This is a genomic window from Paraeggerthella sp., assembly GCF_048427265.1.
Classification (GTDB): domain Bacteria; phylum Actinomycetota; class Coriobacteriia; order Coriobacteriales; family Eggerthellaceae; genus Paraeggerthella; species Paraeggerthella hominis.
On the sequence record NZ_DBFOSR010000054.1, the window covers coordinates 1 to 24,862 of the forward strand.

The window sequence follows — 24,862 nt, forward strand, 5'->3', positions numbered from 1 at the left end:
AAGCGAAGCTCGACGTTGAGTACGAAAGCGACGAGTACCATACCGGTCCTTCTCGGATCGCAAGGGATTCGGAACGTCGCGATGACTTGTCCCATCTGGGGGTGTCGGTGCGCACGATGACGAATCACCAGATCATGGATCCTGCGCGCTTCGACAAGGCGGCGCGTCAGCTTGCTGCTGCTTTAGGCGAGCGGGTTCGTCCGTACGATGGTTTCGCGCAAGCGTGCCGCACGCTGAGAGCTGTAGTGCTGTGAACTGCTGCGAAAGGACTTTCGGGACGCTGACGACTTTCGATCGGTTTTCGGACGCCTAGGGCCCATCTGTCAAAACGGACGAGTTTTGCTGGTCCTCAAGCCAGGATAAAGCAAGCGGATAAGCTTCTGAACTGGGACAATGAAAATCGTGTGTTGGCGAGCAATCATAAAAAGGCGGAAAATCGCCGCAAAACTCGATCGTTTTGACAGGACTGCGCGAAATTCGACGTCGTGCGCACGGACTGCGTAAGATTCGACGTCGTGCGCACGGATTGCGCGATGGGCGCGCGGCGCGATCTTCGTGCGTTGGGTACCACGGGAACATGAAAAAGCCCGGCCAGTGATGACCGGGCTTTCGCTTTTGCTGGATGCTGCGGCTTACACCACGCCCTGCGCCATCATGGCGTCGGCGAGCTTCTTGAAGCCGGCGATGTTCGCGCCCATGACGTAGTTGCCTTCGTGGCCGAACTCGCGCGCGGCGTCGTCGGCTGCATGGTAGATGCTCTTCATGATGCCCTGCAGCTTGGCATCCACTTCCTCGAACGACCAGGACAGGCGCTCGGAGTTCTGCGACATCTCCAGGCCGGAGGTGGCAACGCCGCCGGCGTTGGCGGCCTTGCCGGGGCAGAAGGTCACGCCGTTGTCCAGGAAGTAATCGGTCGCGTCCATCGTGGTGGGCATGTTGGCGCCCTCGGCAACCACCTTGCAGCCGTTCGCGACCAGCTGCTGTGCATCCTCGATGAACAGCTCGTTTTGGGTCGCGCAGGGCAGCGCGATGTCCACGGGCACGCTCCACACGCCGCGGCCCTCGTGGTATTCCACGCCTTCGCGACGCTTCGCGTACTCGGAGATGCGGGCGCGCTCGACTTCCTTGATCTGCTTGACCAGGGCAACGTCGATGCCGTTGGGATCGTGGATCCAGCCGGTGGAGTCGCTGAGCGTGACTACCTTGGCGCCCAGCTGCTGGGCCTTCTGCGTGGCGTAGATGGCCACGTTGCCGGAGCCGGAGACCGACACCGTCTTGCCCTCGAAGGAGTCGCCGTGGCACTCCAGGTACTCCTGCACGAAGTAGATCAGGCCGTAGCCGGTCGCCTCGGTGCGGGCGAGCGATCCGCCGTAGGACAGGCCCTTGCCGGTAAGCACGCCTTCCCAGACGTTCTTGATGCGCTTGTACTGGCCGAACAGGTAGCCGATCTCACGTGCGCCCGTGCCGATGTCGCCAGCCGGCACGTCGGTGTCGGCGCCGATGTGGCGCTGAAGCTCGGTCATGAAGCTCTGACAGAAGCGCATGACTTCCATGTCCGACTTGCCCTTCGGGTCGAAGTCGCAGCCGCCCTTGCCGCCGCCCATGGGAAGCGTGGTCAGGCTGTTCTTGAAGATCTGCTCGAAGCCCAGGAACTTGATGATGCCCAGGTTCACGGACGGATGCAGACGCAGGCCGCCCTTGTAGGGCCCCAGGCAACTGTTGTACTGCACGCGGAAGCCGCGGTTGACCTGCACCTTGCCCGCGTCATCGACCCAGGGGACGCGAAACATGATCACGCGCTCGGGTTCCACGATGCGCTCGAGCAGGCCGGCGGCCTCGTACTCGGGATGCGCTTCGATGACCGGCTCGAGGGAACGCAGCACCTCGGTGACGGCCTGGATGAACTCAGGCTGGCTGGCGTCCTTCGCCTTGACCTGCTCGATAACTCGATCGACGTAACTCAATTCGGACCTCCTTTGGGAAATGCAGTACGCAATAGCATCATTATAAAGAGAGCCGACCGCGCGCAATGATTATTTAAACGATTCGAAACAAACCTGTGCGCCGAAAGGTCGCGATCGAAGCGATTCGGGACGTCCGGCTCGTTGCGAATTTCAACGATGAATTGCTCGACTGTCCCCATTGCGACCCTCTCGAAAACAATCGATGGGGTAGAATCGGGGCAAGAGATAAGGAGCGTGCATGAACGAGATCAAGTGCCCCCATTGCCAAACGGTGTTTCAGGTTGACGAGACCGGTTTCGCGGCCATCATGAAGCAGGTGCGCGACAGCGAATTCGACAAGGAAGTGCAACGGCACGAGCAGCTGCTGGCAACCGAAAAGAAGCAGGCTGTCGAGCTGGCGGTGGCGCAGGCTTTGGGAGCGGCGCAGGCGAAGGCTTCCGAGAAGGAGACCCGCATTGCCGAATTGGAGGCCAGACTGGACGCGGCGAAGCGCGAGAACGAAGCTCGGGAGCGCGTCGCGCAGGCCGAGCGCGAGCGTGCGCTTGCCGACATCGCGGCGGCGAAGGACGCTCGCATCGTCGAGCTCGAGCAGCGCTTGTCCGCGCAGCAGCACGCCAGCGAAACCGAGAAGCAGCTGGCCGTGCAGCAGGCGCGCACCGAGATCGAACGCGAGCGCGATGCCCTGGCTGCCCAGGTGGCGCTCAAGGACGCCGAGCGCATTCAGGTTGAAAGCGCGCTCAAGGAGCAGCTGTCCATTGAACTGAAGGCGAAAGACGACATCATCGCGTACAAGGAAAACGAGATCGAGCGCTATCGCGACATGAAGGCGCGCTTGTCCACCAAAATGGTGGGCGAGTCGCTTGAGCAGCATTGCGAGACCGAGTTCAACAAGATTCGCGCAACGGCGTTCCCGCGGGCGTATTTCGAGAAGGACAACGATGCATCCGGCGGCTCGAAGGGCGACTTCATCTTCCGGGAGTGCGACGAGGCGGGCAACGAGATCGTGTCTATCATGTTCGAGATGAAGAACGAATCCGACGACCCGTCCCGCCACCATCGAAACGACGAGTTCTTCAAGAAGCTCGACGCCGATCGCACGAAGAAGGGATGCGAGTACGCGGTGCTCGTGTCGCTTTTGGAGCCGGACAGCGAGCTGTACAACCAGGGAATCGTGGACGTGTCGTATCGGTACGAGAAGATGTACGTCGTTCGCCCCCAGTTCTTCCTGCCCATGATCTCCATTCTGCGCAACGCCGCGCTCAACTCGCTTGCCTACAAGGCGGAGCTGGCCGTGGTGCGCAACCAGAACATCGACATCACGAACTTCGAAGAGCAGATGGAGACGTTCAAATCGGGTTTCGCGCGCAACTACGACCTGGCTAGCCGCCGTTTTCAGACGGCTATCGACGAGATCGACAAGACCATCACGCACTTGCAGAAAACCAAAGAGGCCCTGCTTTCCTCCGAGAACAATCTGCGCCTGGCGAACAATAAGGCGCAGGACTTGACTATCAAGCGTCTGACCAGGAACAACCCCACTATGAAAGCCGCGTTCAAGGCGCTTGAGGATGGTAGCGCCGACGTTTCCGAATAGGTGCGGCTTGCCGGTTTCCGGGCGGCGGGATGGGGTGTGCCGCCCGATTTCGCTTTCCGGAGCCTTGCCGCCGTCGACGCTGCGCTAGTGCTCGTCCCCGTCGCGAAGCGACTCGTCCACCAGGCGCCGCAGGTTCGCCGCGAAGCGTTCGCGATCCTCGTCCTCGAACGCCGCAGGGCCCTTCGTCCTGCCGCCTTGACGACGGACGTTCTTCTCGAGGTGGCGTATCTGCATGTCGGCGTCGATGGTCGCGCGCGAGTACACGCGCCCGCGTACGCCGATGGCCCGCGCGCTGCGGCCGAGCGCCATGGCCGCAAGGCCGATGTCCTGCGTCACCACGATATCGCCGGGCTTCAGTTCCTGCACGATGGCGAAATCGGCCGCATCGGCGCCGATGCCCACGGCAAGGGTGTCGACCCAGAATCCGTCGGTGGGCTGCCGGGGGTCGCTTCGTCGCACGTGCCGAAGCAGGTTCTGCGTTGAGTTGCCCGCGATAACGACGGGGATGTTGCGGTTTCGGGCGATGTTGACGGCCTCGGCGGTGACGGGGCAGGCGTCGGCGTCGATGTACACGGTGGGCTTCATGGACCTGCTTTCTCTTGGGTTGGTTCAGTATAGCGGCAGGCATCCCAGGTTGCGAACCCGCGCGCTTCCGCATAGGCCCGAAGCCCAAGGCGCGTGCTGCGCGGTTGTCGACCCGCTGCGCGCATCGTCGGTTCGCTGTCGTGCGCAGCATGTGAAGGCGCAGCTTTTTGAGCGTCGGTTCGGTTACCGATTTGTGCTCAGTCTGTGACCTCGATGCGTCGTAGATATTCGAAGTCTATCTTGAACCCCGGTCGCATGGGGCGGCTTGGCGCGCAACGGGGCGAGAGAAGAGGCGAGCGTATGGCGAACGAGAACGGGTTTTTGCTGGAGGTCGAGCGATGGGCGCAGACGACGCCGGATGCTTTGGCCTATCGTGCAGACGACGCAACCATGACCTATGCCGAGCTGTGGACTATGTCCGATGCCGTGGCGTGCACGCTGCGCGAGCGTTCGGGCGATCGCGAGCCGGTCGTCGTCCTGGGGCATAAGGCCCCCTTGATGATCGTCGGGTTTCTGGGCTGCTTGAAAAGCGGGCACGCCTTCGTGCCCGTCGATGTTGAGATGCCGGCGTCTCGGTTGGCCGACATCGCTTCCCAGCTGGGGGAACCGTTGCTGTTGACCGCCGTGGAGCTGTCTTGCGCGTTGCGGGAGCTGACATGCGAGGACCGCGTCGTGGATGCGCGCGAGGTTGCGCGTCTGCCGTTCGACCGTGCGAACGTCCCCGGACGCTCCTGCTGGGTTTCCGGCGAGGAGACGCATTACCTCATCTTCACGTCCGGCTCGACCGGGCGACCCAAGGGCATCGAGGTGAGCGCGGACAACGTGGCGAACTTCATGCGGTGGCTCCGCACGTTTCCGGTGGTGTCGGACGGCGCGCGCGTGTTCCTGGACCAGCCGCCGTACTCGTTCGATCTGTCGCAGTACGAAGTGGTGGGCGCGCTGTCGACCGGCGGGTGTCTGCACGCGGTTTCGCGCGAGAAAACCGAGGATGCGCGCATGCTGTTCGAGGACCTGCGCGCCTCGGGCGTGCAGGTATGGGTTTCCACGCCGTCGTTCGCCGATCTATGCCTGGCGGATCCTTCGTTCGACCAGGCGCTTCTTTCCGACGTTCGCATGTTCCTCTTTTGCGGGGAGACCTTGCACCATGCGACGGCCGAGGACTTGGCCCGTCGGTTTCCGCAGGCGCTCGTCGTGAACACCTACGGGCCCACCGAGTCCACCGTGGCGGTAACGTACGCCGAAATCGGTCCCGCCGAGCTTGCGGATGCGGCTCCCTTGCCGGTGGGGCGTCCTCGTCCGGGGACCGAGCTGCGCATCGTGAACCCCGAAACGGGGGCGCCGTGCGAGGCGGGGCGAAGCGGCGAGATCGTCATCGTGGGGGACACAGTGGCGAAAGGCTACTACCGCAATCCCGATAAAACCGCCGAAGCGTTCTCGTGGTCGCTGCGTTCCGACGGCCGCAAAATGCGGGCGTATCGCACGGGCGACCTGGGTCGATTGGACAAGGAAGGCGTGCTGCACTGCGAAGGGCGATTCGACGCGCTGGTGAAGGTGAACGGGTTTCGCATCGAGCTTGAGGACGTGGAAAGGAACATCGTTTCATTGCCGCAGGTGAAGCAAGCTGTCGTAGTGCCGGTGCTGCGCCGCGGGCGCGTTTCCCACCTGAAGGCATGCGTGGTGCTGGATGCTTCGGCTGCTGCGCTCGACGCCTTCGACGCTCGCCAGGAGATTCGGCGCGGTCTGGCCGAGCTCGTTCCTGCGTACATGGTGCCGCGCACCGTGAAGCTGTTCGACGAGCTGCCGCTGACCTGCAACGGCAAGCTTGATCGAAAAGCCCTGGTCGAGGCGTAGCAGGTCGCGCGCATGTCGTTTTACGCCGACCCCAGCTTTTTCGTGGCGCTGGCCGCAGCGGTAGCGGGCGCGGCTTTCCTCGGCCTGCACGAGAAGCCGCTCAAGCGCTACGGCCTGGCGGTGTCCGTAGTGCTGCTGGCGTGCTTGTTCTCGAAGGACGTCGCCGGCCTTGCGCTCGCGGCGGGGTTCGTGCTGGCGGCCGTAGCGTGCATGCGGTGGCTTTCGGCCGACCCGAAGTCGAGCGCGCGCTTCTATGCGGCCGTTGCCGTCACGCTCGTGCCGCTCGTGTCCGCGAAGGCGGGCGCGGTGTTCGACCAGAATCTGCTGGGCTTCTTGGGCGTTTCCTACATTACGTTCAAGGCGCTGCAGGTGCTCTTCGAAATTCGCGACGGCCTCATCGAGCGGATGAACCTGTTCGATTACGTGTACTTCCTGCTGTTCTTCCCCGTGTTCACGTCCGGCCCCATCGACCGTTCCCGCCGTTTCGCGCAGGATGCCGACGCGGTGCGGACGCGCGACGAGTACGCGGGCCTGCTCGCGCGCGGCATCCTGCTGCTGCTCGTGGGAATGGCGTACACGTTCGTGATCGCGGTGTGGCTGCATCGCCTGTACGCACCGACCGCATGGGGCGGCGGCCCGTTTCTTGCGGAGCTGGGCGCGCAGGTGCAGACTGCGTACGTGTACGGCTTGTACCTGTTCTTCGACTTCGCAGGGTACAGCCTCATGGCGATGGGCGCTAGCTACTGCTTCGGCATTCGCACGCCGCGCAACTTCCGCGCGCCGTTCGCGTCGATCGACATCAAGGATTTTTGGAACCGATGGAACACCACGCTCTCGTTTTGGCTGCGCGACTTCGTGTTCATGCGGTTTTCGCGCCTAGCGCTCAAGAAGCGCTGGTTCGAAAGCCGCCTGACCACGGCGTGCTGGGGCTTCGTGCTTGACATGGTGCTTATGGGCGCTTGGCACGGCCTGACGCCGAACTACCTTTTGTACGGCTTGTACCACGGCTTGCTGCTGGCGGGTACGGAGGCGTTTCAGAAGAAATCGAAGTTTTACAAGCAGCATAAGAAAGAACCCTGGTTCAAGGCGCTGTCCTGGTTCGTCACGCTGCAGTTGGTGATGATCGGGTTCGCGCTGTTCTCGGGGCAGGCAACGATGCTCGTGAAAGGAGCGATCAATGGGTAGCGTCACGCACGATCAGCTTGAGGAGCGCATGCTCTGCATTTTGGAGGATATCTGCGACGATGACGAGGTGCGCGAGCGCCGAAGCGAGGATCTGTTCGCGCTCGGCCTTTTGGACTCTATGGGGGCTATCGAGCTTTTGGTGACCATCGAGGAGGAGTTCGGCGTGTCCATTGCCCCTACCGAGGTGGAACGCGACGAGATGAACACGGTGGATTTGATCGTTCGCCAAGTGGAGATCCGCCTGTAGGCGGGCGGGACCATGGCGAAAGGGGCATCGACCGGCTTTACGGGCATGGCCTTGCTGCGCGGCGTGGTTGCGGCGCTGCTCGCAGCCGTGCTGGCGTTCGCGGGGTTTTGCGCCTGGGGGCTGCCCCGGCAAACTGATCACGATCCGACACGGCTCTACGATTACGTGTATTCGGGCGTGAAGTCCGAGAGCACCGCGTTCACGCTGTCTTCGATGAGCGCGGACGGCCACCTGGCGTTCGGATCGTCGGAGTTCTATATTTCGAAGGACAAGGTCGCGCAGTGCCCGCAGGCGGTGTTTGGCGAGAACGTGACCGGAGTGGATCTGACTTTCGTCGGCGAAGCGTACGATCAAAGCCTATGGCAAGCTGTTGCGGCCGGTGCGTACGGCGACAAGGTCAAGAACAAGAAGGTCATGATCGTGGTGTCGCCGCAATGGTTCTTCAAGGGCAACGGGGCGCAGGCGAAGTTCCCCTCGAAGTTCTCGTACAGCCTGTACCGGCAGTTCGCGGACAACCCGCGTCTGTCCGAGAAAACGAAGGCATACGTTCGATCCCGCATGGCGGCCCTTGGGGTGAACGCGGGGCAGCTTGCCGCGGCCAACAGGGACACGCCGTTCGACGCCGTGAACGATGCGGCGTATTCGCTTGCGGAAGACGCGCGCATTCGCAGCCGCTTGCCCCAGGTGATCGAGCAGGCTCCGCACAAGAGCGCTGCTCGTGCGATCGGCAACCCAACGGGCGAACCCGACTGGAGGGCCCTGCTGTCGCAGGCGGATGCATCCGGCGCCGCCGCCTGCACCACCAACCCGTACGGCATCTACGACGCCTATTGGCAGAAGAACTCCCGCTACAACGTGGAACGCGGGCAGAACTTCACGGAGGCGAATGCCGAATACGACGACCTCTCGTGCTTTTTGGACGTGTGCCGCGAAACGGGACTGGAGCCGCTTGTGGTGATCCTGCCGATGCACGGCGCCTGGTACGACCGCGAGGGAGTTGCAGCCGATGTGCGCAGCGCGTTCTACGATCGCGTGCGCGGCGCGTGCGATGCGGCGGGGGCTGCGTACGCCGACTTCTCCAGCTGCGAGTACGAGAAGTACTTTCTGTGCGATACCGTGCATCCCGGCTGGCGCGGCTGGGTGCGCATCGAGCAGGCGTTCTACGATTTCGCGAACGGGCGCGACGATGCGTTTCTGGGCGGGGCCGGCTTCGGCCGGGCCGAGGGCTTGGCTGCGGCGGGCGATGCGGGCGCTTCGCTTGTCGGCGTAACCGACGGGAGCGCGTCGTGAGCCGGCTTCGTCGGTGGGCGGACGGTGTGCGCGACGCGGCGCGACGGCGTCCCGGACTGCTGGTTGCGGCGGCCGGCGCAGCCGTGGTCGCCCTGGTCGTCCTGCTCGCCTGGTTCATCGTGTTCTCCGGCTTTTCCCAACCGGTTCAATTCGTATACGACAGTTTCTAGGAAGCCGGGTGCGATCGTGATGGCGAACGGGATGGCGATTATCGGCAGGCGTGCGGCGATTGCGGCCTTTTTGGCGCTTTCGTGCATCGGTGCAGCTGTCAGCTGCGTACCTGTCGCCGACGTGCCCGACCAGGAGCCCGATCTTGCGGCGCCCTCCGACGAGCCTGCGGATCTTGGCGTCGAAGACGGCGGCGACCTGGGGGATTTGGCCGACGAAGCGCCTCCCCAGGGGATGGAGCCCGAAGGCGGCGCGCTTGCGGTTCGGCTCGATTCCTATCTGGACGACAACGCGTCCCGCACGGGCGTGCCGGGCGTTGCCGTGGCCGTGGTGGATGCTTCGGGCGTCCGGTACCTGCGCACGCTGGGGGATTGCCCGGATGCCGAGGCGCTTTTCACGATAGGGTCGCTTAGCAAGTCGTTCACGGCTCTTGCGGTGATGCAGCTGGTGGAGGCGGGGGAGGTGGACCTCGATGCGCCGGCCTCGTTGTACGTGCCGCAGTACGGCGTGCCGCCCGAGGTCACGGTGCGATCCCTGCTCAACCAGACGAGCGGGTTCGGGTACTACGATGCGCTCGCCGATGCGCGCAAGGGCGCGTCGTTCGGGACGTTCTCGTACGCGAACGCCAACTACGATTTGCTCGGCCGCATCGTCGAAGCGGCTTCGGGGCAGGAGTACGCGGCGTACCTGCGCGATCACGTGCTTCTTCCCCTTGGGATGGACCGCTCGACGGCTGACGGCGAGATCGCGCGGGAAAAGGGCATGGCGCCCGGCCATCGCGGTTGGTTCGGCGTGCCTGTAGCCGATGGGTTCGCGCACGCGTCAAGCGACGAGGCATGGGGAGCCGCTCCGTCGGGCTACGTGGCGGCAAGCGTTTCCGACATGGCGCGCTATCTGCGGATGTACCTCAACGGCGGGCGAAGCGACGCGGGGGAGCGCGTGATCTCGCCGCAGGGAATCGAGTCGATGTTCATGGACCGCGTTCCCGATCCCGAAGGCGACACGTACTACGGCATGGGCTGGACGTCGTTTTCCTGGGACGACGGGGAGACGGTGCTGTCCCATGACGGGCAGGTGGAGAACTACGTGGCAAGCATGTGCCTGCTGCCCGAGCGCGGTTTGGGCGTGGTGGTGCTGGGCGATGCGAGCGACCATGCGGGCGGCGACAACCTGTTTTTCGAGCTGGCGAACGGCGTGGTGGCTGCGGCGGTGGGCGCCGATCCAGACCCGGTCGACGCTTCGTGGGTGCGGGTGGCGCATGCGCGCAACGACGTGCTGTACGCCTGCGTCCTGCTGGCGAGCGCAGCGCCGCTGGGGTTGCTGCGGCGGTGGACGCGCCGCATGCGCGCGACGTGCGTATCGCAGGCGTCGCCGGCGCTGCGCATGCGCGCGAGGCGGATGCTGGTCGCGCGCGCCGTCGTCCTGCACGTCGTCGCGCCGCTTGCGGTTTTGGCGCTTCCCATCCTGCGCGGGGTGCCGTGGCGCGACGTGCTCACGTTCGCTCCCGACGTGGCTGCGGTGCTGGGGGCAAGCGCGGCGCTCCTTGCTGCGGGCGGCGCCGCCAAGCTGGCGGTAGCCGTGCGCATGGGCGCGGGCGGGTTCGCGCCGCTGCGCCTCCGGCGAAGGAGAGCCGACCGCGCTCCCGGCGAACCTGAAGCCCCGCGGCTTCGCGGCGCGAACCGAGCGCATGCCCCGCGAACCTGAAACCCCGTAGCGCCGCTTTGCGCTACAATGGATGCTTTCGCAGCAAAGGGGGATCAAGGTTGGAAGTGCTCGTCATCATGGCCGTGGGCGTGCTCGTGGGCGCAACGGTGTTCCCCGCGCGCCTCAAAGGCGCGAACGAGAAGCTGACGCTGCTGTTCACGGCGTTGCTCATCTTCTCGATGGGGGCTTTGCTGGGAGGGCGCGACACGTTTCTGGAGGAGCTGGGCACCGTCGGGTGGGCGAGCGCCCTGTTCTGCCTGGTGCCGGTGGCTCTTTCGACCTTGGTCGTGTACGGCCTGACGAACTGGCTCATGAGCGACATAACCCGCAAGGCGGCCGGCCCGAACGTGGCCGCTGCGCAGGAGGCGCCGGCGGCGGGGGAGCCTGCCGGCAACGGCGAAGCCGTCATGATCGGCATGGCGGTGGGGGCGCTTGTGCTGGGGATAGCCTACGGGCTGGCGGGCGTGCACCTTGCGCCGCTCGACGCGCTGGCCGACCATTCCGACCTGATCCTGTACGGCCTCATGCTGTTCGTGGGCATCAGCGTGGGCGGCAGCCGCGGCCTTTTGGGCAAGCTGCGGCAGTATCACGTGCGCGTGCTCATCATTCCCTTCGGCATCGTGGTCGGATCGATCGCGGGCGGTTTGCTGTGCGCTCCCTTGACGGGGCTTTCCCTGCCAACGGGAGGCGCCGTCGCGTCGGGATTGGGCTGGTACAGCTTGTCGGGCGTCATGATGACCGAGATCGCCGGCGCGCAGGTGGGCAGCATCACGTTCTTGTCGAATCTGCTGCGCGAGCTGGTGTCGTTCTTCTGCATCCCCTGGATCGCCCGGCACCTCAACTACCCTACGTGCATCGCGCCCGCCGGCGCAACGAGCGAGGACACCACGCTGCCCATGCTCATTCGCTGCACGAACGGCGAGACGGTGGTGCTCTCGGTGCTCAACGGCGTTATCTGCTCGGCGATGGTCCCGGTTCTGATAGAGGCGTTCCACCCGTTCATATAGCGGTGCGCGGGTCGCGTTGACGGCCCGCTCCCAAACATGAAGCGTTTGTTCGCGCGGCGGCGGCTCGGCCGGTGCGCAACGGGGCTTTGCTATACTGCCGTTCATGGACGAATACCTCGACAAACCCATCAAGACGAATGCTGCGAACGAAGAAGGGGAAGCTGCCGATTCGGCCGGCTTTTCCACGCTCGACGACGGCGACGCCCTTGGCTTCGACAACCTGGATCAGCCGGCGGGACAGCGCTCGCGCATCGAGCGCGAGCAGCATCGCTCCGACCTCGACCAGGCGACGCGCGAATTCGGCTCCGCTGCCTCGGCCGACGGGAAGCCGACCTTGCCGGAAGGCCGAGCGGCAACGGCCAAGCTCGAACGCATCAAGCAGGAGCTCAACGCCGTGCCCGCGCTGCCGGGCGTGTACCTATGGAAAGACAAGTCCGGCCAGGTCATCTACGTAGGCAAGGCGAAGCAGCTGCGCGCGCGCATGCGCCAGTACGTGAACTTCCAGGACGAGCGCGCCAAAATACCCTTGCTGGTCGACCAGATCGACAGCTTCGACTACATCGTGGTGGAGAACGAGCACGAATCGCTCGTGCTGGAAAAGAACCTCATCAACCAGCACAGCCCGTTCTTCAACGCCGACTTCAAAGACGACAAGTCGTACCCGTTCATCGCGCTCACGAAAGGCGACGTGTTTCCCGCCATCAAGTACACGCGCGAGAAGCACAAGCCCGACACGAAGTACTTCGGCCCCTATACCGACAGCCGCGCCGCGCGCGACATGGTGGACATCGCGCGGCGCGTCGTGCCGTTGTGCGCCACGTCGTGCGCCGACTGGCGCCAGCTCAAGCGCAGGCTGGAGAAGAACCCGCTCGCGCTCATGGCAAGCGACGCGCGCCCGTGCTTCGATGCCCACGTGGGCTTGGGACCCGGCGCGTGCTGCGGCGCGGTGACGCCCGAAGAGTACCAGGTCAACGTGAAGCGCATCGGACGATTCCTGTCCGGGCAGCATCGGGAGTTCGTCGACGAGCTGACCGCCGACATGCAGGCTGCGGCCGAAGAGCTCGACTTCGAGCGCGCCGCGCGCATCAAGGCGCGCATCGACACCATCAACAGCCTGACCGACAAGCAGCATGCCGTGTCCACGCGCAACCTGGACGCCGACGTGGTGGGCATCTTCCGCGAGGAGACCATCGCCGGCGTGCACGTGTTCATGGTGCGCGAGGGCCGTATCATCAACTCGAACGAGTTCGTGCTGAACCGCGGCAAAGACGTGCCCGACGACGACCTGCTGCACATGTTCCTGCTGCGCTACTACGACGCCACCACGTCCATTCCTCATGAGATCATCGTGCGCGACGAGCCCGAGGACGAAGAGGCTATGGAAGCATGGCTCACCGAGAAGCTGGCAAGCCCCCATGGCGCGAAGGTGCGGTTCACGGCGCCGCGCAAAGGCGAGAAGCACGAGCTTGTGAGCATGGCCGAGACGAACGCGAAGCACACGCTCATGCGCTACAAAGTGCGCACCAATTACGAGGACAAGCGCATCAACGAGGCGCTTCTTCAGCTGGAAAGCGCGTTGGCCCTCGACGAGCCTCCCCTGCGCATCGAATGCTTCGACATCTCCACCATTCACGGTTCCTACACGGTGGCCTCCATGGTGGTGTTCACGAACGGCAAGCCCGACAAGAACCAGTACCGTCGCTTCAAGATCAAGACGCCGCTCGACGAGGCGAACGACTTTTTGAGCATGCAGGAGGTGATGAGCCGCCGCTACGCGCCCGAGCGCATGGCGGACGAGCGCTTCGGAAGCAAGCCGGATCTCATCATCCTCGACGGCGGCAAGCCGCAGCTGTCCGCGGCGCTCGAGATGTTCGACAAGCTGGGAATCCGCGACATTGCGTTGTGCGGCCTGGCGAAACGCGACGAAGAGCTGTTCGTTCCCTGGCAGGACACGGGCCCGGTGGTGCTGCCGAGCGGTTCCGCGTCCCTGTACTTGGTGAAGCAGGTGCGCGACGAGGCCCACCGCTTCGCCATCACGTTCCACCGGGAGCTGCGCGGCAAGGGCATGACCGCCTCCATCCTCGACGACGTGACAGGCCTTGGACCTGTGCGCAAAAAGGCGCTGCTCAAGCACTTCAAATCGTTCAAGAACCTCAAAGACGCCGCCCTTGACGACATCAAAGCGGCGCGCCTTGTGCCCGAAGAGGTGGCCGAGGAGCTGTACCGCGTGCTTCAGCAGTATAATAGGGAGCGAAAGGACGTGCGCGTCGTGGGCGGCGCGCAGCAATGCGAATCCGACGCGCTTGCCAGCACGGGCGAGCGCTCCCGTACCGACGAAGGGATTGCTGATGAGCGAATCGACGGTTGACCTTGAGCACATGCCCGAGCTCGTCATCGTGAGCGGCATGAGCGGTGCCGGCCGCACCGAGGCGATGCACGTGTTCGAGGACCTGGACTACTTCTGCGTGGACAATCTGCCCTCCAGCCTGATCGGGAACCTGCTCGAGCTTACCGGCATGCCCGGCCAGCCCGACGAGCGGCGACGCCTGGCCGTGGTGTGCGACGCGCGCAACCGCGATTTCTTCGCCAGCTTGACAAGCGAGCTCAAAAAGCTCAAGGAGCGCGGGCTCGATTACCGCGTCCTGTTCCTGGACGCCGACGACGAGAAGCTGATCGCGCGGTACAAGTCCAGCCGCCGCCGTCACCCGCTTTCCGCCGACGGGGCGTCCATCGCCCAGGGCATCGTGCGCGAGCGCGATTTGCTGTTCGAGCTGCGCGAGAGCGCGCACCACGTCATCGACACCACCGACATGCTGCCGCCGCAGCTGCGCACCACCATCCGCGCCCTGTTCGCGCCCGGCGAGGACCGCACGGGCCTGCAGGTCACGGTGTACTCGTTCGGGTTCAAGCACGGCGCGCCTCTTGACGCCGACCTGGTTATGGACGTGCGCTTCCTGCCGAACCCGTACTACGATCCCCAGCTGCGCCCCCTGACGGGCCTGGACGCGCCGGTGCGCGACTTCGTGCTGTACCGTCCTGAGACCGAGGAGTTCCAGAAGCGCTGGCGCGCGCTGCTCGATTGCGTGATGCCGGGCTACGTGGCCGAGGGCAAGCAGCAGCTGGCCATCGGCATCGGATGCACGGGCGGCCAGCATCGCAGCGTGGCGCTGGCGGAGGCCACGGCCGACTACCTCAAGGCGAAGGGCTACCGCGTGAGCATCGCCCATCGCGACCTCAAGCTGGCCGAAGGGGCCGACGGTTTGCTGGTGACGGATTCCGCCGCTGCGGCTCCGGTCGCCGGGCGCTAGGGCTTTGCATGGCAACGCAACCGTTCTCGCATGATCCGTCCCTGACGGCCGCTTTCGCCTCGCTGGGCACGCCGAGCGCGGCGTCCGCCGTCGACGAGCACGTGCGCGCCGTCGTGATAGGCGGCGGCACGGGCGCGCCGGTGTCCATCCGCACGCTGCTGTCGATGGGCGTCGAAACGAGCGCCGTCGTGGCGATGGCCGACGACGGCGGATCGACCGGCATCCTGCGCGAAGAGGCCGACGTCACGCCTCCCGGCGACGTGCGCAAGTGCATCGCCGCTATGGCGGCCGATCCGAGCGACCCTTTGACCAAGGCGTTCAAGTATCGGTTCTCGTTTGCGCGCAACCACACCCTGGGCAACCTCATGCTGTCGGCATTGGAGGATGCGGCAGGGTCGTTTCCCCAGGCTATCGCTATATGCGAGCGGTTGCTGCAAGCGCGGGGGCACGTGTACCCGTCAACGCTCGATCGGGTGTCGCTTGCCGCGCGCACGCGCGACGGGCGCATTTTAGAGGGTCAGGCGGTGGCGTGCCATTCGCGCACCGCGCTCGAATGCGTGCGGCTTCGCGCCGAGCGCGGCGTGGTACCCTACGAGCCTGCGCTCGAGGCCATTCGCAACGCGGACCTCATCGTGCTGGGGCCGGGTTCCCTGTTCACGTCCATCATCCCGAACCTGCTGGTTCCCGGCGTGGTGGACGCCATACGCGCATCGAAGGGCAGCACGTTGTTCGTGTGCTCGCTCGCCGACATGCAGGGGGAGACGTGGGGCCTTGCCGCCCGCGAGCACGTGGATGCCCTCATGGATCACGGCATGCGCGGGCTGCTCGATTACGTGCTGGTGCATACGCCGGTGCCGTTGCGGCCCGATAGTCCGGCGACGGGCCTGTTCAGTGCCTTGGCCGGTGCCGAGCCGGAGCACGCTTCGACATCGGACATGGGCGATTTGGAGCTGTCGCAGCGGGTGCGTCCCGTGCGCGTCAGCTATCAGGACGTGCAGGCCATCCAGGCGCGCGGCCCGGTGGTCATCGCGCGCAACCTGGTGGATGCGTTGCGGCCTACCTGGCATGATCCGGCTGCGTTGCGGGAAGCGTTTTCGGGGGTGTTGCGCCTATGTCGTTCACGGCGGAAGTAAAAGACGAGCTGGCTCGCGTTCCACCCACCTGCTCGCACTGCGAGAAGGCGACGCTGGCGGCGCTCGTGCGCATCGAGGGCACGCTGTTCTTCAGCGGGCAGGGCAAGTACCGCATCGAGATCGCAACGGACGTCCCGTCCGTCGCGCGCCTGGTCATCAAGCTGCTGCACGAGCTGTACCACCTGGAGACGAACCTCACGGTGCGCCGCAGCGTGCTGCACAAGACGCCGAACTACCTTATCGAGGTGCCTTCCCAGGCGCGCTTGGCGGAATCGCTCGTCGACATGGGCGTGCTTTCCGCCGAGGGCGGCCTGATGATGGGGCTCACCTCGGATCTGGTGGCGAAGGAATGCTGTACTGCGGCTTATTTGCGCGGTGCGTTTTTGGGAAGCGGGTTCGTCTCGGATCCGCGCGGCGACTTCCATTTCGAGATCACGGTCGAAAACGAGGACTTGGCCGACAGCCTGGTGAGCCTGCTGGAGCGCAAGGGCATCAACGCGCGCGTCATGCAGCGGCGCAGCTCGTACATGGTCTACCTTAAAAGCGGCGCGGCCATCCTGGAGTTTCTGGCCTTCGCGGGAGCTCATCAAAGCGCGCTCGCCATGGAGAACGCGCGCGTCATCAAGAGCGTGCGCAACGACGTGAACCGGCAGACCAACGCCGAGATAGCGAATCAGGCCAAAGCGGCCAACGCTTCCGTTGACCAGCTGTACGCGATCCGTATGGTGCTGGAGGCGCACGGCATGGAGAACCTGCCGCCGGCGTTGCAGGAGTTCATCAAGCTGCGGGTCAGGTATCCCGACGCCACCCTCAAAGAGTTGGGGGAGCGAGCGAACCCTCCGCTGTCCAAAAGCGCCGTTTACCACCGCGTTCGCCGGATCGAGCAGATGGCGAAAGAGGTGCGCGGGTAGGGGCCCCGCGTCGTCAGCCGATCGACATGATGCGCCCCATGTCCGAGGTGTCGTATCCGCCCAGGCTTGCGAACTCTTCGCGAAGCAGTCCCGACTCCAGGATGCCCATCATCGTCTGCACGGCGCGCGCGTCGAAGTTTTCCTGTTTGACCACAAGGTCGTATCGTTCTTTCTGCAGGGGCACGAAATCGATGCCTTCCACCTGCTTCGCCACCTTTTCGCTCCCGATCGCCACGTCCCCGCGTCCTCGAGCCACCATGCTCGCAACGGCGATGTGGGACTGGGTTTCTATCTCGTAGCCTTGAATGGAGGAAGGCTGCGCGCCCAGCAGTCTGACGTGCTCGTCTAGCAGCACCCGGGAGCCCGAGCCTTTCTCTCGATTGACGATCTTCACTCCCGGAGCGAGCAGGTCTTCCCAGGTGGTCAAGTTCTTAGGGTTTCCCTTCGCCACGTAAAAGCCCTGCATGCGGTAGGTGAGGTTCACGATGACGGTCGGGGTGCCGGGGAGAAGCTTCTTGACGTAGGAGACGTTGTACTCGTCGGCGTCTCCGTCCCAGAGATGCGCGGAGGCAACCTGCACTTTGTCTTTGTAGAGGTCGGTCAAGGCGTCGTAGCTCCCGATGTAGGAGCGCAGCGATTCGACTCCCGTCTGGGCGATGTAGTTGGAGAGAACGTCCAAGATGATGTCTTGCCCGCATATGACGAATTGCCGCTTTCGCTCGTTCGGGTCGTTTCGGTGCTCGAAGCGGTTCGGGTTCTTGGATCTTGCGATATAGCTCTGCACGTCCGCGTAGGTGAATCGCAGCTTCCTGCCGACCTTGTACGAGCTGAGCTCTCCCCGGTCTTTGAGCGCGTAGACGGTGTTGCGACCTACTTGCAGTATGTCGGCCACTTCGTCCACGGTTAACGCCTCGTCGTTTCTCATAAAACCTCGATTCTACGAATTGGGACGAAACGGCATGAACAGTGGTTAAGAAAGCGTATTCGTTTCGATTCGTTTGATTGCCGGTATGTCGATGATTATACTCCTGCGAGAATCGATGAAAAGGACGTGCGCATGGATACTTCGACGATAGCGCCGCTGCTCGCCACGTTGTCGGTCGGCGTCGCGTGTGGATTGCTGTTCAAGAGGCTCAAAGTGCCTGCTGGGTATATGATCGGCGCTTTCGCGGGCGTTGCCGTGTTGAGCGTTGCGACGGGATTCACCTGGCTGCCTGCTGAAACGCGAACCGCGGTTCAGATCATCGCCGGTGCGTTCGTGGGCTGCTCCATGGAGCGGAGCGACCTTGTGCGTTTGAGGCGATTCGCGAAGCCGGTCGCGCTGATGCTCCTTGCGTTTCTCATTTTGAACCTTGTTCTTGGATTCGTCATCTGGGCGGTGTCTCCGCTCGATTTGGTGACCTCCCTTATGTGCGCCGTGCCGGGCGGCATCAACGACACTCCGATTGTCGCGGCGGACATGGGGGCCGACGCTCCTGCGGTTACCGTGATGCAGTTGATCAGGCAGGTGCTCGGCATCGGGGCGTTTCCGGTGATGATTGCGCTGTTCGACGGGTACCGCACGGCGCATGGGCACCCTGATGCGCGCGGCGCCGAAACTGCTCCCGGCGAGAACCGCATGAAGTCGAATCAGAAGTCTCCAGCATCGACTGTAGCAGCTTTGGCTGTTGCCGCGCTGGCGGGGGTCCTTGGGAGGATGACGGGCGTTGCGGGGCTTACCTTCACCGCGGCGATCGTTGCCGTGCTTATCCTGAAGCTCGTGTTCGATTTTGCTTTCATCCCTAAATGGGTTAAGAAGGTTTGCCAGCTTGTTGCCGGGTGCTACCTTGGAACGTTGCTCACTGCTGAGGGGCTGACGGGCTTGGCCGATTTGGTGCTTCCCGCAGTCGTTCTGGTGGCGGGTTACACGTTCAACTGCTTTGTTACGGGAAAGCTTGAAAGCAAGCTGTTCGGGTACGGCAGAAAGGAAGGGATGCTCATGGCGTCTCCCGCCGGGGCATCCGACATGGCTCTTATAATCGATGACCTGAACGTCAAGAACACCGACGTGGTTGTCATGCAGGTGATGCGAGCAGTTTTCGTCATGGCGTTCTTTCCTCAGATCGTCAACCTTATCTGCTATTTCACGGGGAGTTGACCCTCGATGGGGGACTGGTTGCCGTCGGCTGGCGCAGGCGGTGGGTTTGCGCTTCGGCACATGATGCTATCGTGACGGGAATCGCGACGATAAATGAAGGCACACGCCTGGATTTTCTGGTGCCTCGATGCGGCAAGAGCCGGTTTATCTCTTCAAAAGCGCCGCTTACCACCGTGTTTGTCGGATCGCACGGATGATGCAAGACGAGTGCGGGTAGAATGGCGAGTGCTTGTGTTGTATTATCGGTTCGTGCCGTAAACGAGAAACTGAGTATCTTTATGAAAGGGGATACGCATGGCAATCAAAGTAGGCATTAACGGATTCGGCCGCATCGGCCGCCTGGCGTTCCGCGCGATGGCGAACGATCCCGAGATCGAGGTCGTGGCGGTTAACGACCTTGGCGATATTCCGACGATGGCCCACCTGCTCAAGTACGATTCCATCCACGGTCGCGCCTTCGACGCCGTCGAGGTTACCGAGGACGGCTTCGTGGCCGACGGCCATGCGGTCAAGGTGCTCTCGGAGCGCGAGCCCGCCAACCTGCCTTGGGGCGAGCTGGGCGTCGACGTGGTCGTCGAGTCCACGGGCTTCTTCACGGACGGCACGAAGGCCAAGGCGCACCTTGACGCCGGCGCCAAGAAGGTCGTCATCTCCGCGCCCGCCAAGAACGAGGACATCACCATCGTCATGGGCGTGAACGACGATCAGTACAACAAAGACGAGCATCACATCATCTCCAACGCTTCGTGCACCACGAACTGCCTGGCCCCCTTCGCGAAGGTGCTGCTGGACACGTTCGGCATCAAGCGCGGCTACATGAACACGATCCATTCCTACACCAACGACCAGAAGATCCTCGACCTTCCCCACAAGGATCTGCGCCGCGCTCGCGCCGCAGCCGTGTCGATGATCCCCACCACCACGGGCGCTGCCCGCGCGGTTTCGCTCGTGCTGCCCGAGCTCAAGGGCAAGCTGGACGGCTTCGCTACGCGCGTTCCCACGCCGGACGGATCGATGGTCGACCTGACGGTCGAGCTTGAGCGCGACGCCACCATCGAGGAGATCAACGCGGCCATGAAGGCTGCCGCCGAAGGCCCGATGAAGGGCGTGCTGGAGTACACCGAGGACCCCATCGTGTCCATCGACATCGTGGGCAACCCGCACTCCTCCATCTTCGACAGCAAGCTGACCATGGTGATGGGCGGCGAAGGCAACTTCGTCAAGTGCATCAGCTGGTACGACAACGAGTGGGGCTACTCCAACCGCGTCAAGGACCTGGTGAAGATCCTGCTGTAGAGAAATGCTCGTTCCGTCGGCCTGACGGCCGGCGGAACCGCTCGACGCTGCGGGGCGCTGGGGCACCCGATCTTCGCACGATGCCGCGGGCTCGCGTACCCAAGTACGCTTCGCCCGCGTCCTCCCGCGAATCTCGGGCACCGCAGCGCCCCTCGCTGTTTTACTGCGCCAACCTGTCCGGTTGTTTTCGCGCTTCGCGCGAATCGAGGAAAAGGAGCACGCTATGAGGGTACTGGGAATGGGCACTCCGGAGCTGCTGCTGCTGACGGTTCCGTTCCTGCTTGCGGCAGGAGTTGCCATCTTCGCGATCGTCATGGCGGTGCGGCTTGTGAGGGCTGCCGAGCGAACGGCGGCGGCGACCGAGGTAATCGCCAGCGAAATGGCGCGCCGGAACGCGACGCCGGGCAACGGAAATCAATAGGTATCATTAGTCTGTGGAAGAGGGTTGTATGGCTGACATCAAGACCATCGACGAGCTGGACGCGGCGGGGAAGCGCGCGCTCGTGCGCGTCGATTTCAACGTGCCGGTGAAAGACGGCGTCGTTACCGACGACACGCGCATCCGCGCGGCGCTGCCCACGATCGAGAAGCTTGTCGCGCAAGGCGCGCGCGTCGTTCTCATGAGCCATCTGGGCCGTCCGTCGGGCGAGGGCTTCGAAGAGTCGTTCACGCTGCGCCCGGCCGCCCAGAAGCTTTCCGAGCTCATGGGCAAGCCCGTGGTGTTCGCCACCGATACCGTAGGCGCGGACGCGCAGGCCAAGGCGGCCTCCCTGCGCGACGGCGACGTGCTGGTGGTGGAGAATCTGCGCTTCGACAAGCGCGAGAAGAAGAATGACCCCGCATTCTGCGAAGAGCTGGCAAAGCTCGGCGACGTGTACGTGAACGACGCGTTCGGCACCGCGCATCGCGCGCACGCTTCCACGGCGGGCGTCGCGGCGCTGCTCCCCGCGTACGCGGGCTACCTCATGCAGCGCGAGGTGGCCACGCTCACCGGCATGCTCGAGGAGCCGAAGCGCCCGTTCGTGGCCATCCTGGGCGGCTCGAAGGTGTCCGACAAGATCAAGGTTATCGACGCGCTCATGGACAAGTGCGACACGCTCGTCATCGGCGGCGGCATGTGCTTCACGTTCCTGTTGGCGCAGGGCAAGCAGGTGGGTTCGTCGCTCAAGGAAGAGGATTGGATCGAGCGCGCGGCGGCCATGATCGCCAAAGCGGACGAGCGCGGCGTGAAGCTGCTGCTTCCCGTTGACGTGGTGTGCGCCGACCGCTTCGCCGAAGATGCCGAAACGCTCACGGTTTCGGTGGACGATATTCCCGATGCTATGATGGGCCTCGATATCGGACCTGAAACCGCGAAGCTGTACGCCCAGGCCGTGGCCGAGGCGGGCACCGTGTTCTGGAACGGCCCCATGGGCGTGTTCGAGATGGCGGCGTTCGAGGCCGGCACGAAGGCCGTGGCGCAGGCGGTGGCCGACAATGCGGAAGCCGACACCGTCATCGGCGGCGGCGACAGCGTTGCCGCGGTCAACAAGTTCGATCTGGCGGCGCAGATGACCTTCATCTCCACCGGCGGCGGCGCGTCCATGGAGCTTGTCCAGGGCGAGAAGCTCCCCGGCGTCGAGGCATTGCGCTAGCTGGCCGCATCCATCGCGTTTCCTCTATCTGAAAGGATGGTACGTATGAAGCGAACCCCTCTTATGGCGGGCAACTGGAAGATGAACAACACGATCGGCGAGGCCGTCGTGCTCACGCAGGAGATTTCCAACCAGTACGACAAGGGCATCTGGGGCGAGGACGTCGACATCCTCATCTGCCCGCCCTTCATCGACCTCAAGCCGGCGAAGACGGTTCTCGATTTCGACAAGGCGAAGGTTGCCGTGGGCGCCCAGAACGTGTATTGGGAGCCCAAGGGCGCCTATACCGGCGAGATCTCGGTGCCGATGATCAAGGAGATCGGCTGCGCGTGCTCCATCGTGGGCCACTCCGAGCGTCGCGAGCTGTTCGGCGAATCGAACGAGGACGTCAACCGGAAGGTCAAGGCTCTCGTCGAAGCCGGGCTGTACGCCATCGTGTGCGTGGGCGAGTCGCTTGCCGTGCGCGACGAGGGGGCGACGGAGGAGTACGTTTGCGCCCAGGTGCGCGCTGCGTTCGCGGGCGTTGACGCGCGCGATGCCGCAACGTGCGTCGTGGCGTACGAGCCCATCTGGGCCATCGGCACGGGCCGCACGGCTACGCCCGAACAGGCGCAGGCCGTATGCGCGGCCATCCGTTCGACGCTCGCCGACCTGTACGGCGAGGACGTCGCGCAGCAGATGCGCGTGCTGTACGGCGGCTCCATGAACGTCGGGAACGTGGACGATCTGCTGGCCCAGCCCGACATCGACGGCGGCCTGGTGGGCGGTGCCAGCTTGGAGGCGTCGTCGTTCGTCCAGCTGATCAAGGCGTGCCTGCGATGAGGCCCGCCAACACGACCTTGCCGGCTTGCCTTATCATCATGGACGGGTTCGGCTTGGCCGAGCCCGGTCCCGGCAACGCCATTTCGCTGGCGAGCACGCCGTGTTTGGACGACGTGTTCGCGCATCGTCCTTGGACGAAGCTCGAAGCGTCGGGCGAGGCCGTGGGCTTGCCCGACGGCCAGATGGGCAACTCCGAAGTGGGGCACCTCAACATAGGCGCCGGCCGCGTGGTGTTCCAGGAGCTTACGCGCATCAACCGCGCGTGCGCGGACGGGTCGCTGGCGGCCAATCCGGTGCTCAACGACGCGTTCGCTGCGGCGTCGGCGCCGGGCGCGGCCCTGCACCTCATGGGCCTGCTGTCCGACGGCGGCGTCCATTCCTCCAACGAGCACCTGTACGCCCTTATGCGCGCGGCCAAGGCGGCGGGCGTTGGAAACGTTGTCGTGCATTGCTTTATGGACGGGCGCGACGTGCCGCCCAAGAGCGGCTCGGGCTTCGTGGAGCAGCTGGAAGCAGTGGTGGCGGAGCTTTCCGACGATGCGTGCGATGTGCGGATCGGCAGCATTTCCGGGCGCTATTTCGCGATGGACCGCGACAACCGATGGGAGCGCGTCGAGCGTGCGTGGCGCGCCATCGTGGAGGCCGAACCTTGCGTCGATCGCACGCCGGCCCAGGTCATGGCCGACTCTTACGCCGCCGACGTCACCGATGAGTTCGTGGAGCCCGTGGCGCTTTCGGATCGCGGCGTGCGCGACGGCGATGCGGTGGTGTTCTTCAACTTCCGTCCCGACCGCGCGCGCGAGCTGACTCGGTCCCTGGTGGATGCTTCGTTCGACGGCTTCGAGCGCAGCCGGGTTCCGCAGGTTTCGTTCGTCTGCCTGACCGAGTACGATCCCGAGATCGCCGCTCCCGTGGCGTACGCGAAGGAGTTTCCCGAAGACGTGCTGGCGGACGTGCTGGCAGCCGCCGACCTTCGTCAGTACCATATCGCCGAAACTGAGAAGTACGCGCACGTGACGTTCTTCCTCAACGGCGGCCGCGAAGAGCCGAAGGCGGGGGAGGAGCGCGCGCTCATTCCCAGCCCCAAGGTGGCCACGTACGACCTGAAGCCCGAAATGAGCGAGCCCGGCGTGGCGTCCACGCTGGCTGCCGCCATCGATGCCGGCGAGGCCGACGTGTACATCGTGAACTTCGCCAACCCGGACATGGTGGGGCATACGGGCGTCATCCCCGCCGCCGTAGCCGCCGTGGAAGCGGTGGACGCGGGCGTGGGGCAGGTGCTCGCCGCCGTCGAGCGGGCGGGCGGCATCGCCCTGATCACGGCTGACCACGGAAACGCCGACAAGATGCTCGCTGAAGACGGAAGCCCGTTCACGGCCCATACCACGGCGCTCGTGCCGCTGGCATTCGTGGACTTCGCGGGAACCGGGCGCACGCTCGACGGATCCCCGGGCGCGCTCTGCGACATCGCGCCCACGCTGCTGGAGCTGATCGGGCTGCCGACCCCTGAAGCCATGACGGGAAGAAGCCTGCTGGCGTAGCTTCGCGATAGCGGGAGCCGACGTGGACGGGCGCAGGTCGGCCGGGTCGGCTCCCTCATCGGTGGCGAAACGCGCTGCTGCTTGCCCTTGGCGGCGCGTTTCGCTATACTAGGCAACTTGCATACCGTTTGATTCCGAACGAAAGAAGAGACGAACCTTGAACCCGCTTCTCATCATCGTGATCGCCCTGCTCGTTCTGTCGGGCATCGGCCTTATCATTTTCATCTTGCTGCATTCCGGCAAGGGCACGGGCATCTCCGACATGATCGCCAGCTCCGTGTACTCCACGCAGACCGGCACGAGCATCGTCGAGAAGAACCTCGACCGCATTACCATCGTCTTGGCGGCGGTGTTCCTGCTGTCGCTTATCGTGCTCATGATCATCTACCCGCACGGCACGATCGCGGGGAGGTAGCACGCTGCGCCGGCCGTGGTCGGCGTGCGTGGTTTCAGCGGGAACGAAGCAGTATGAACGGGCGCCGTAA

Annotated in this window: 22 protein-coding genes and 1 pseudogene; 20 read left to right on the forward strand and 3 right to left on the reverse strand. The window is 64.1% G+C overall.

Annotation, left to right across the window (positions count from 1 at the left end):
• Positions 1-254: pseudogene (locus ACMNI9_RS05095) on the forward strand (hypothetical protein); the annotation flags it as partial.
• Positions 255-632: 378 nt separating this feature from the next.
• Here ACMNI9_RS05095 and gdhA read toward each other — a convergent pair.
• Positions 633-1,964 carry an NADP-specific glutamate dehydrogenase gene (gene gdhA / locus ACMNI9_RS05100; protein WP_114566927.1) on the reverse strand — a complete coding sequence of 444 codons (1,332 nt, stop codon included), beginning with the start codon at positions 1,962-1,964 and terminating at the stop codon, positions 633-635.
• Between the two features lie 238 nt (positions 1,965-2,202).
• On the opposite strand from gdhA, the gene ACMNI9_RS05105 reads away from it, so the two are divergent.
• On the forward strand, positions 2,203-3,558 hold the full coding sequence (locus ACMNI9_RS05105; RefSeq protein WP_418831118.1) for a DUF2130 domain-containing protein: 1,356 nt from the start codon (positions 2,203-2,205) through the stop codon (positions 3,556-3,558).
• 84 nt (positions 3,559-3,642) lie between these two features.
• Here the strand turns inward: ACMNI9_RS05105 and ACMNI9_RS05110 are convergent, their stop codons facing one another.
• On the reverse strand, positions 3,643-4,143 hold the full coding sequence (locus ACMNI9_RS05110) for a YaiI/YqxD family protein (RefSeq protein ID WP_418831119.1): 501 nt from the start codon (positions 4,141-4,143) through the stop codon (positions 3,643-3,645).
• Positions 4,144-4,443: 300 nt separating this feature from the next.
• Between ACMNI9_RS05110 and dltA the strand changes: the two genes are divergently transcribed.
• The 11 genes from dltA to whiA all read left to right on the forward strand — a co-directional run bounded on the left by dltA (position 4,444) and on the right by whiA (position 16,947).
• Positions 4,444-5,994: a D-alanine--poly(phosphoribitol) ligase subunit DltA gene (gene dltA / locus ACMNI9_RS05115; protein WP_418831121.1), complete on the forward strand. Its 1,551-nt coding sequence runs from the start codon at positions 4,444-4,446 to the stop codon at positions 5,992-5,994.
• 12 nt (positions 5,995-6,006) lie between these two features.
• On the forward strand, positions 6,007-7,179 hold the full coding sequence (gene dltB / locus ACMNI9_RS05120) for a D-alanyl-lipoteichoic acid biosynthesis protein DltB (RefSeq protein ID WP_418831122.1): 1,173 nt from the start codon (positions 6,007-6,009) through the stop codon (positions 7,177-7,179).
• Positions 7,172-7,426, forward strand: a complete 255-nt coding sequence (gene dltC, locus ACMNI9_RS05125; protein ID WP_418831123.1) for a D-alanine--poly(phosphoribitol) ligase subunit DltC — start codon at positions 7,172-7,174, stop codon at positions 7,424-7,426. Before dltB ends, dltC begins: the two co-directional genes overlap by 8 nt.
• A gap of 12 nt (positions 7,427-7,438) precedes the next feature.
• Positions 7,439-8,716, forward strand: coding sequence for a D-alanyl-lipoteichoic acid biosynthesis protein DltD (gene dltD / locus ACMNI9_RS05130; RefSeq protein WP_418831124.1), 1,278 nt, complete (start codon positions 7,439-7,441; stop codon positions 8,714-8,716).
• Positions 8,713-8,886, forward strand: a complete 174-nt coding sequence (locus tag ACMNI9_RS05135; protein WP_216529498.1) for a hypothetical protein — start codon at positions 8,713-8,715, stop codon at positions 8,884-8,886. Before dltD ends, ACMNI9_RS05135 begins: the two co-directional genes overlap by 4 nt.
• Positions 8,887-8,905: 19 nt before the next feature.
• Positions 8,906-10,588 carry a serine hydrolase domain-containing protein gene (locus ACMNI9_RS05140; RefSeq protein WP_418831133.1) on the forward strand — a complete coding sequence of 561 codons (1,683 nt, stop codon included), beginning with the start codon at positions 8,906-8,908 and terminating at the stop codon, positions 10,586-10,588.
• Positions 10,589-10,653: 65 nt separating this feature from the next.
• Positions 10,654-11,595 (forward strand): lysine exporter LysO family protein, encoded by a 942-nt coding sequence (locus ACMNI9_RS05145; RefSeq protein WP_418831134.1) that lies wholly within the window; start codon positions 10,654-10,656, stop codon positions 11,593-11,595.
• A gap of 103 nt (positions 11,596-11,698) precedes the next feature.
• On the forward strand, positions 11,699-13,963 hold the full coding sequence (uvrC, locus tag ACMNI9_RS05150) for an excinuclease ABC subunit UvrC (protein ID WP_418831125.1): 2,265 nt from the start codon (positions 11,699-11,701) through the stop codon (positions 13,961-13,963).
• Entirely contained in the window at positions 13,944-14,903 is a 960-nt protein-coding gene (gene rapZ, locus ACMNI9_RS05155) for an RNase adapter RapZ (RefSeq protein WP_114566918.1), read from the forward strand. The genes uvrC and rapZ overlap by 20 nt, the downstream gene beginning before the upstream one ends.
• A gap of 8 nt (positions 14,904-14,911) precedes the next feature.
• Positions 14,912-16,036 (forward strand): gluconeogenesis factor YvcK family protein, encoded by a 1,125-nt coding sequence (locus ACMNI9_RS05160; RefSeq protein ID WP_418831126.1) that lies wholly within the window; start codon positions 14,912-14,914, stop codon positions 16,034-16,036.
• Positions 16,015-16,947: a DNA-binding protein WhiA gene (whiA, locus tag ACMNI9_RS05165; protein WP_114566916.1), complete on the forward strand. Its 933-nt coding sequence runs from the start codon at positions 16,015-16,017 to the stop codon at positions 16,945-16,947. Before ACMNI9_RS05160 ends, whiA begins: the two co-directional genes overlap by 22 nt.
• A 13-nt stretch (positions 16,948-16,960) precedes the next feature.
• Here the strand turns inward: whiA and ACMNI9_RS05170 are convergent, their stop codons facing one another.
• A complete protein-coding gene (locus ACMNI9_RS05170; RefSeq protein WP_216529501.1) occupies positions 16,961-17,872 on the reverse strand; it encodes a helix-turn-helix transcriptional regulator in 912 nt (303 codons plus the stop codon).
• A gap of 132 nt (positions 17,873-18,004) precedes the next feature.
• On the opposite strand from ACMNI9_RS05170, the gene ACMNI9_RS05175 reads away from it, so the two are divergent.
• From ACMNI9_RS05175 to secG, 7 genes are all read left to right on the forward strand, one after another.
• On the forward strand, positions 18,005-19,084 hold the full coding sequence (locus tag ACMNI9_RS05175) for an AbrB family transcriptional regulator (protein WP_418831128.1): 1,080 nt from the start codon (positions 18,005-18,007) through the stop codon (positions 19,082-19,084).
• A 294-nt stretch (positions 19,085-19,378) separates the two neighbouring features.
• Positions 19,379-20,380: a type I glyceraldehyde-3-phosphate dehydrogenase gene (gene gap / locus ACMNI9_RS05180; RefSeq protein ID WP_123191556.1), complete on the forward strand. Its 1,002-nt coding sequence runs from the start codon at positions 19,379-19,381 to the stop codon at positions 20,378-20,380.
• Positions 20,381-20,603: 223 nt separating this feature from the next.
• Positions 20,604-20,801: a hypothetical protein gene (locus ACMNI9_RS05185; protein WP_418831129.1), complete on the forward strand. Its 198-nt coding sequence runs from the start codon at positions 20,604-20,606 to the stop codon at positions 20,799-20,801.
• 28 nt (positions 20,802-20,829) lie between these two features.
• Positions 20,830-22,014, forward strand: a complete 1,185-nt coding sequence (locus tag ACMNI9_RS05190) for a phosphoglycerate kinase (RefSeq protein ID WP_114566913.1) — start codon at positions 20,830-20,832, stop codon at positions 22,012-22,014.
• A gap of 45 nt (positions 22,015-22,059) precedes the next feature.
• The gene (gene tpiA, locus ACMNI9_RS05195; protein ID WP_216529505.1) at positions 22,060-22,836 is read left to right on the forward strand and encodes a triose-phosphate isomerase; all 777 of its coding nucleotides are present in this window, start codon (positions 22,060-22,062) and stop codon (positions 22,834-22,836) included.
• Complete coding sequence (gpmI, locus tag ACMNI9_RS05200; protein WP_418831131.1) at positions 22,833-24,377, forward strand: 2,3-bisphosphoglycerate-independent phosphoglycerate mutase; 1,545 nt, start codon at positions 22,833-22,835, stop codon at positions 24,375-24,377. Before tpiA ends, gpmI begins: the two co-directional genes overlap by 4 nt.
• A 157-nt stretch (positions 24,378-24,534) precedes the next feature.
• On the forward strand, positions 24,535-24,792 hold the full coding sequence (gene secG, locus ACMNI9_RS05205) for a preprotein translocase subunit SecG (RefSeq protein WP_114566910.1): 258 nt from the start codon (positions 24,535-24,537) through the stop codon (positions 24,790-24,792).
• The last annotated feature ends 70 nt before the right edge of the window (positions 24,793-24,862 follow it).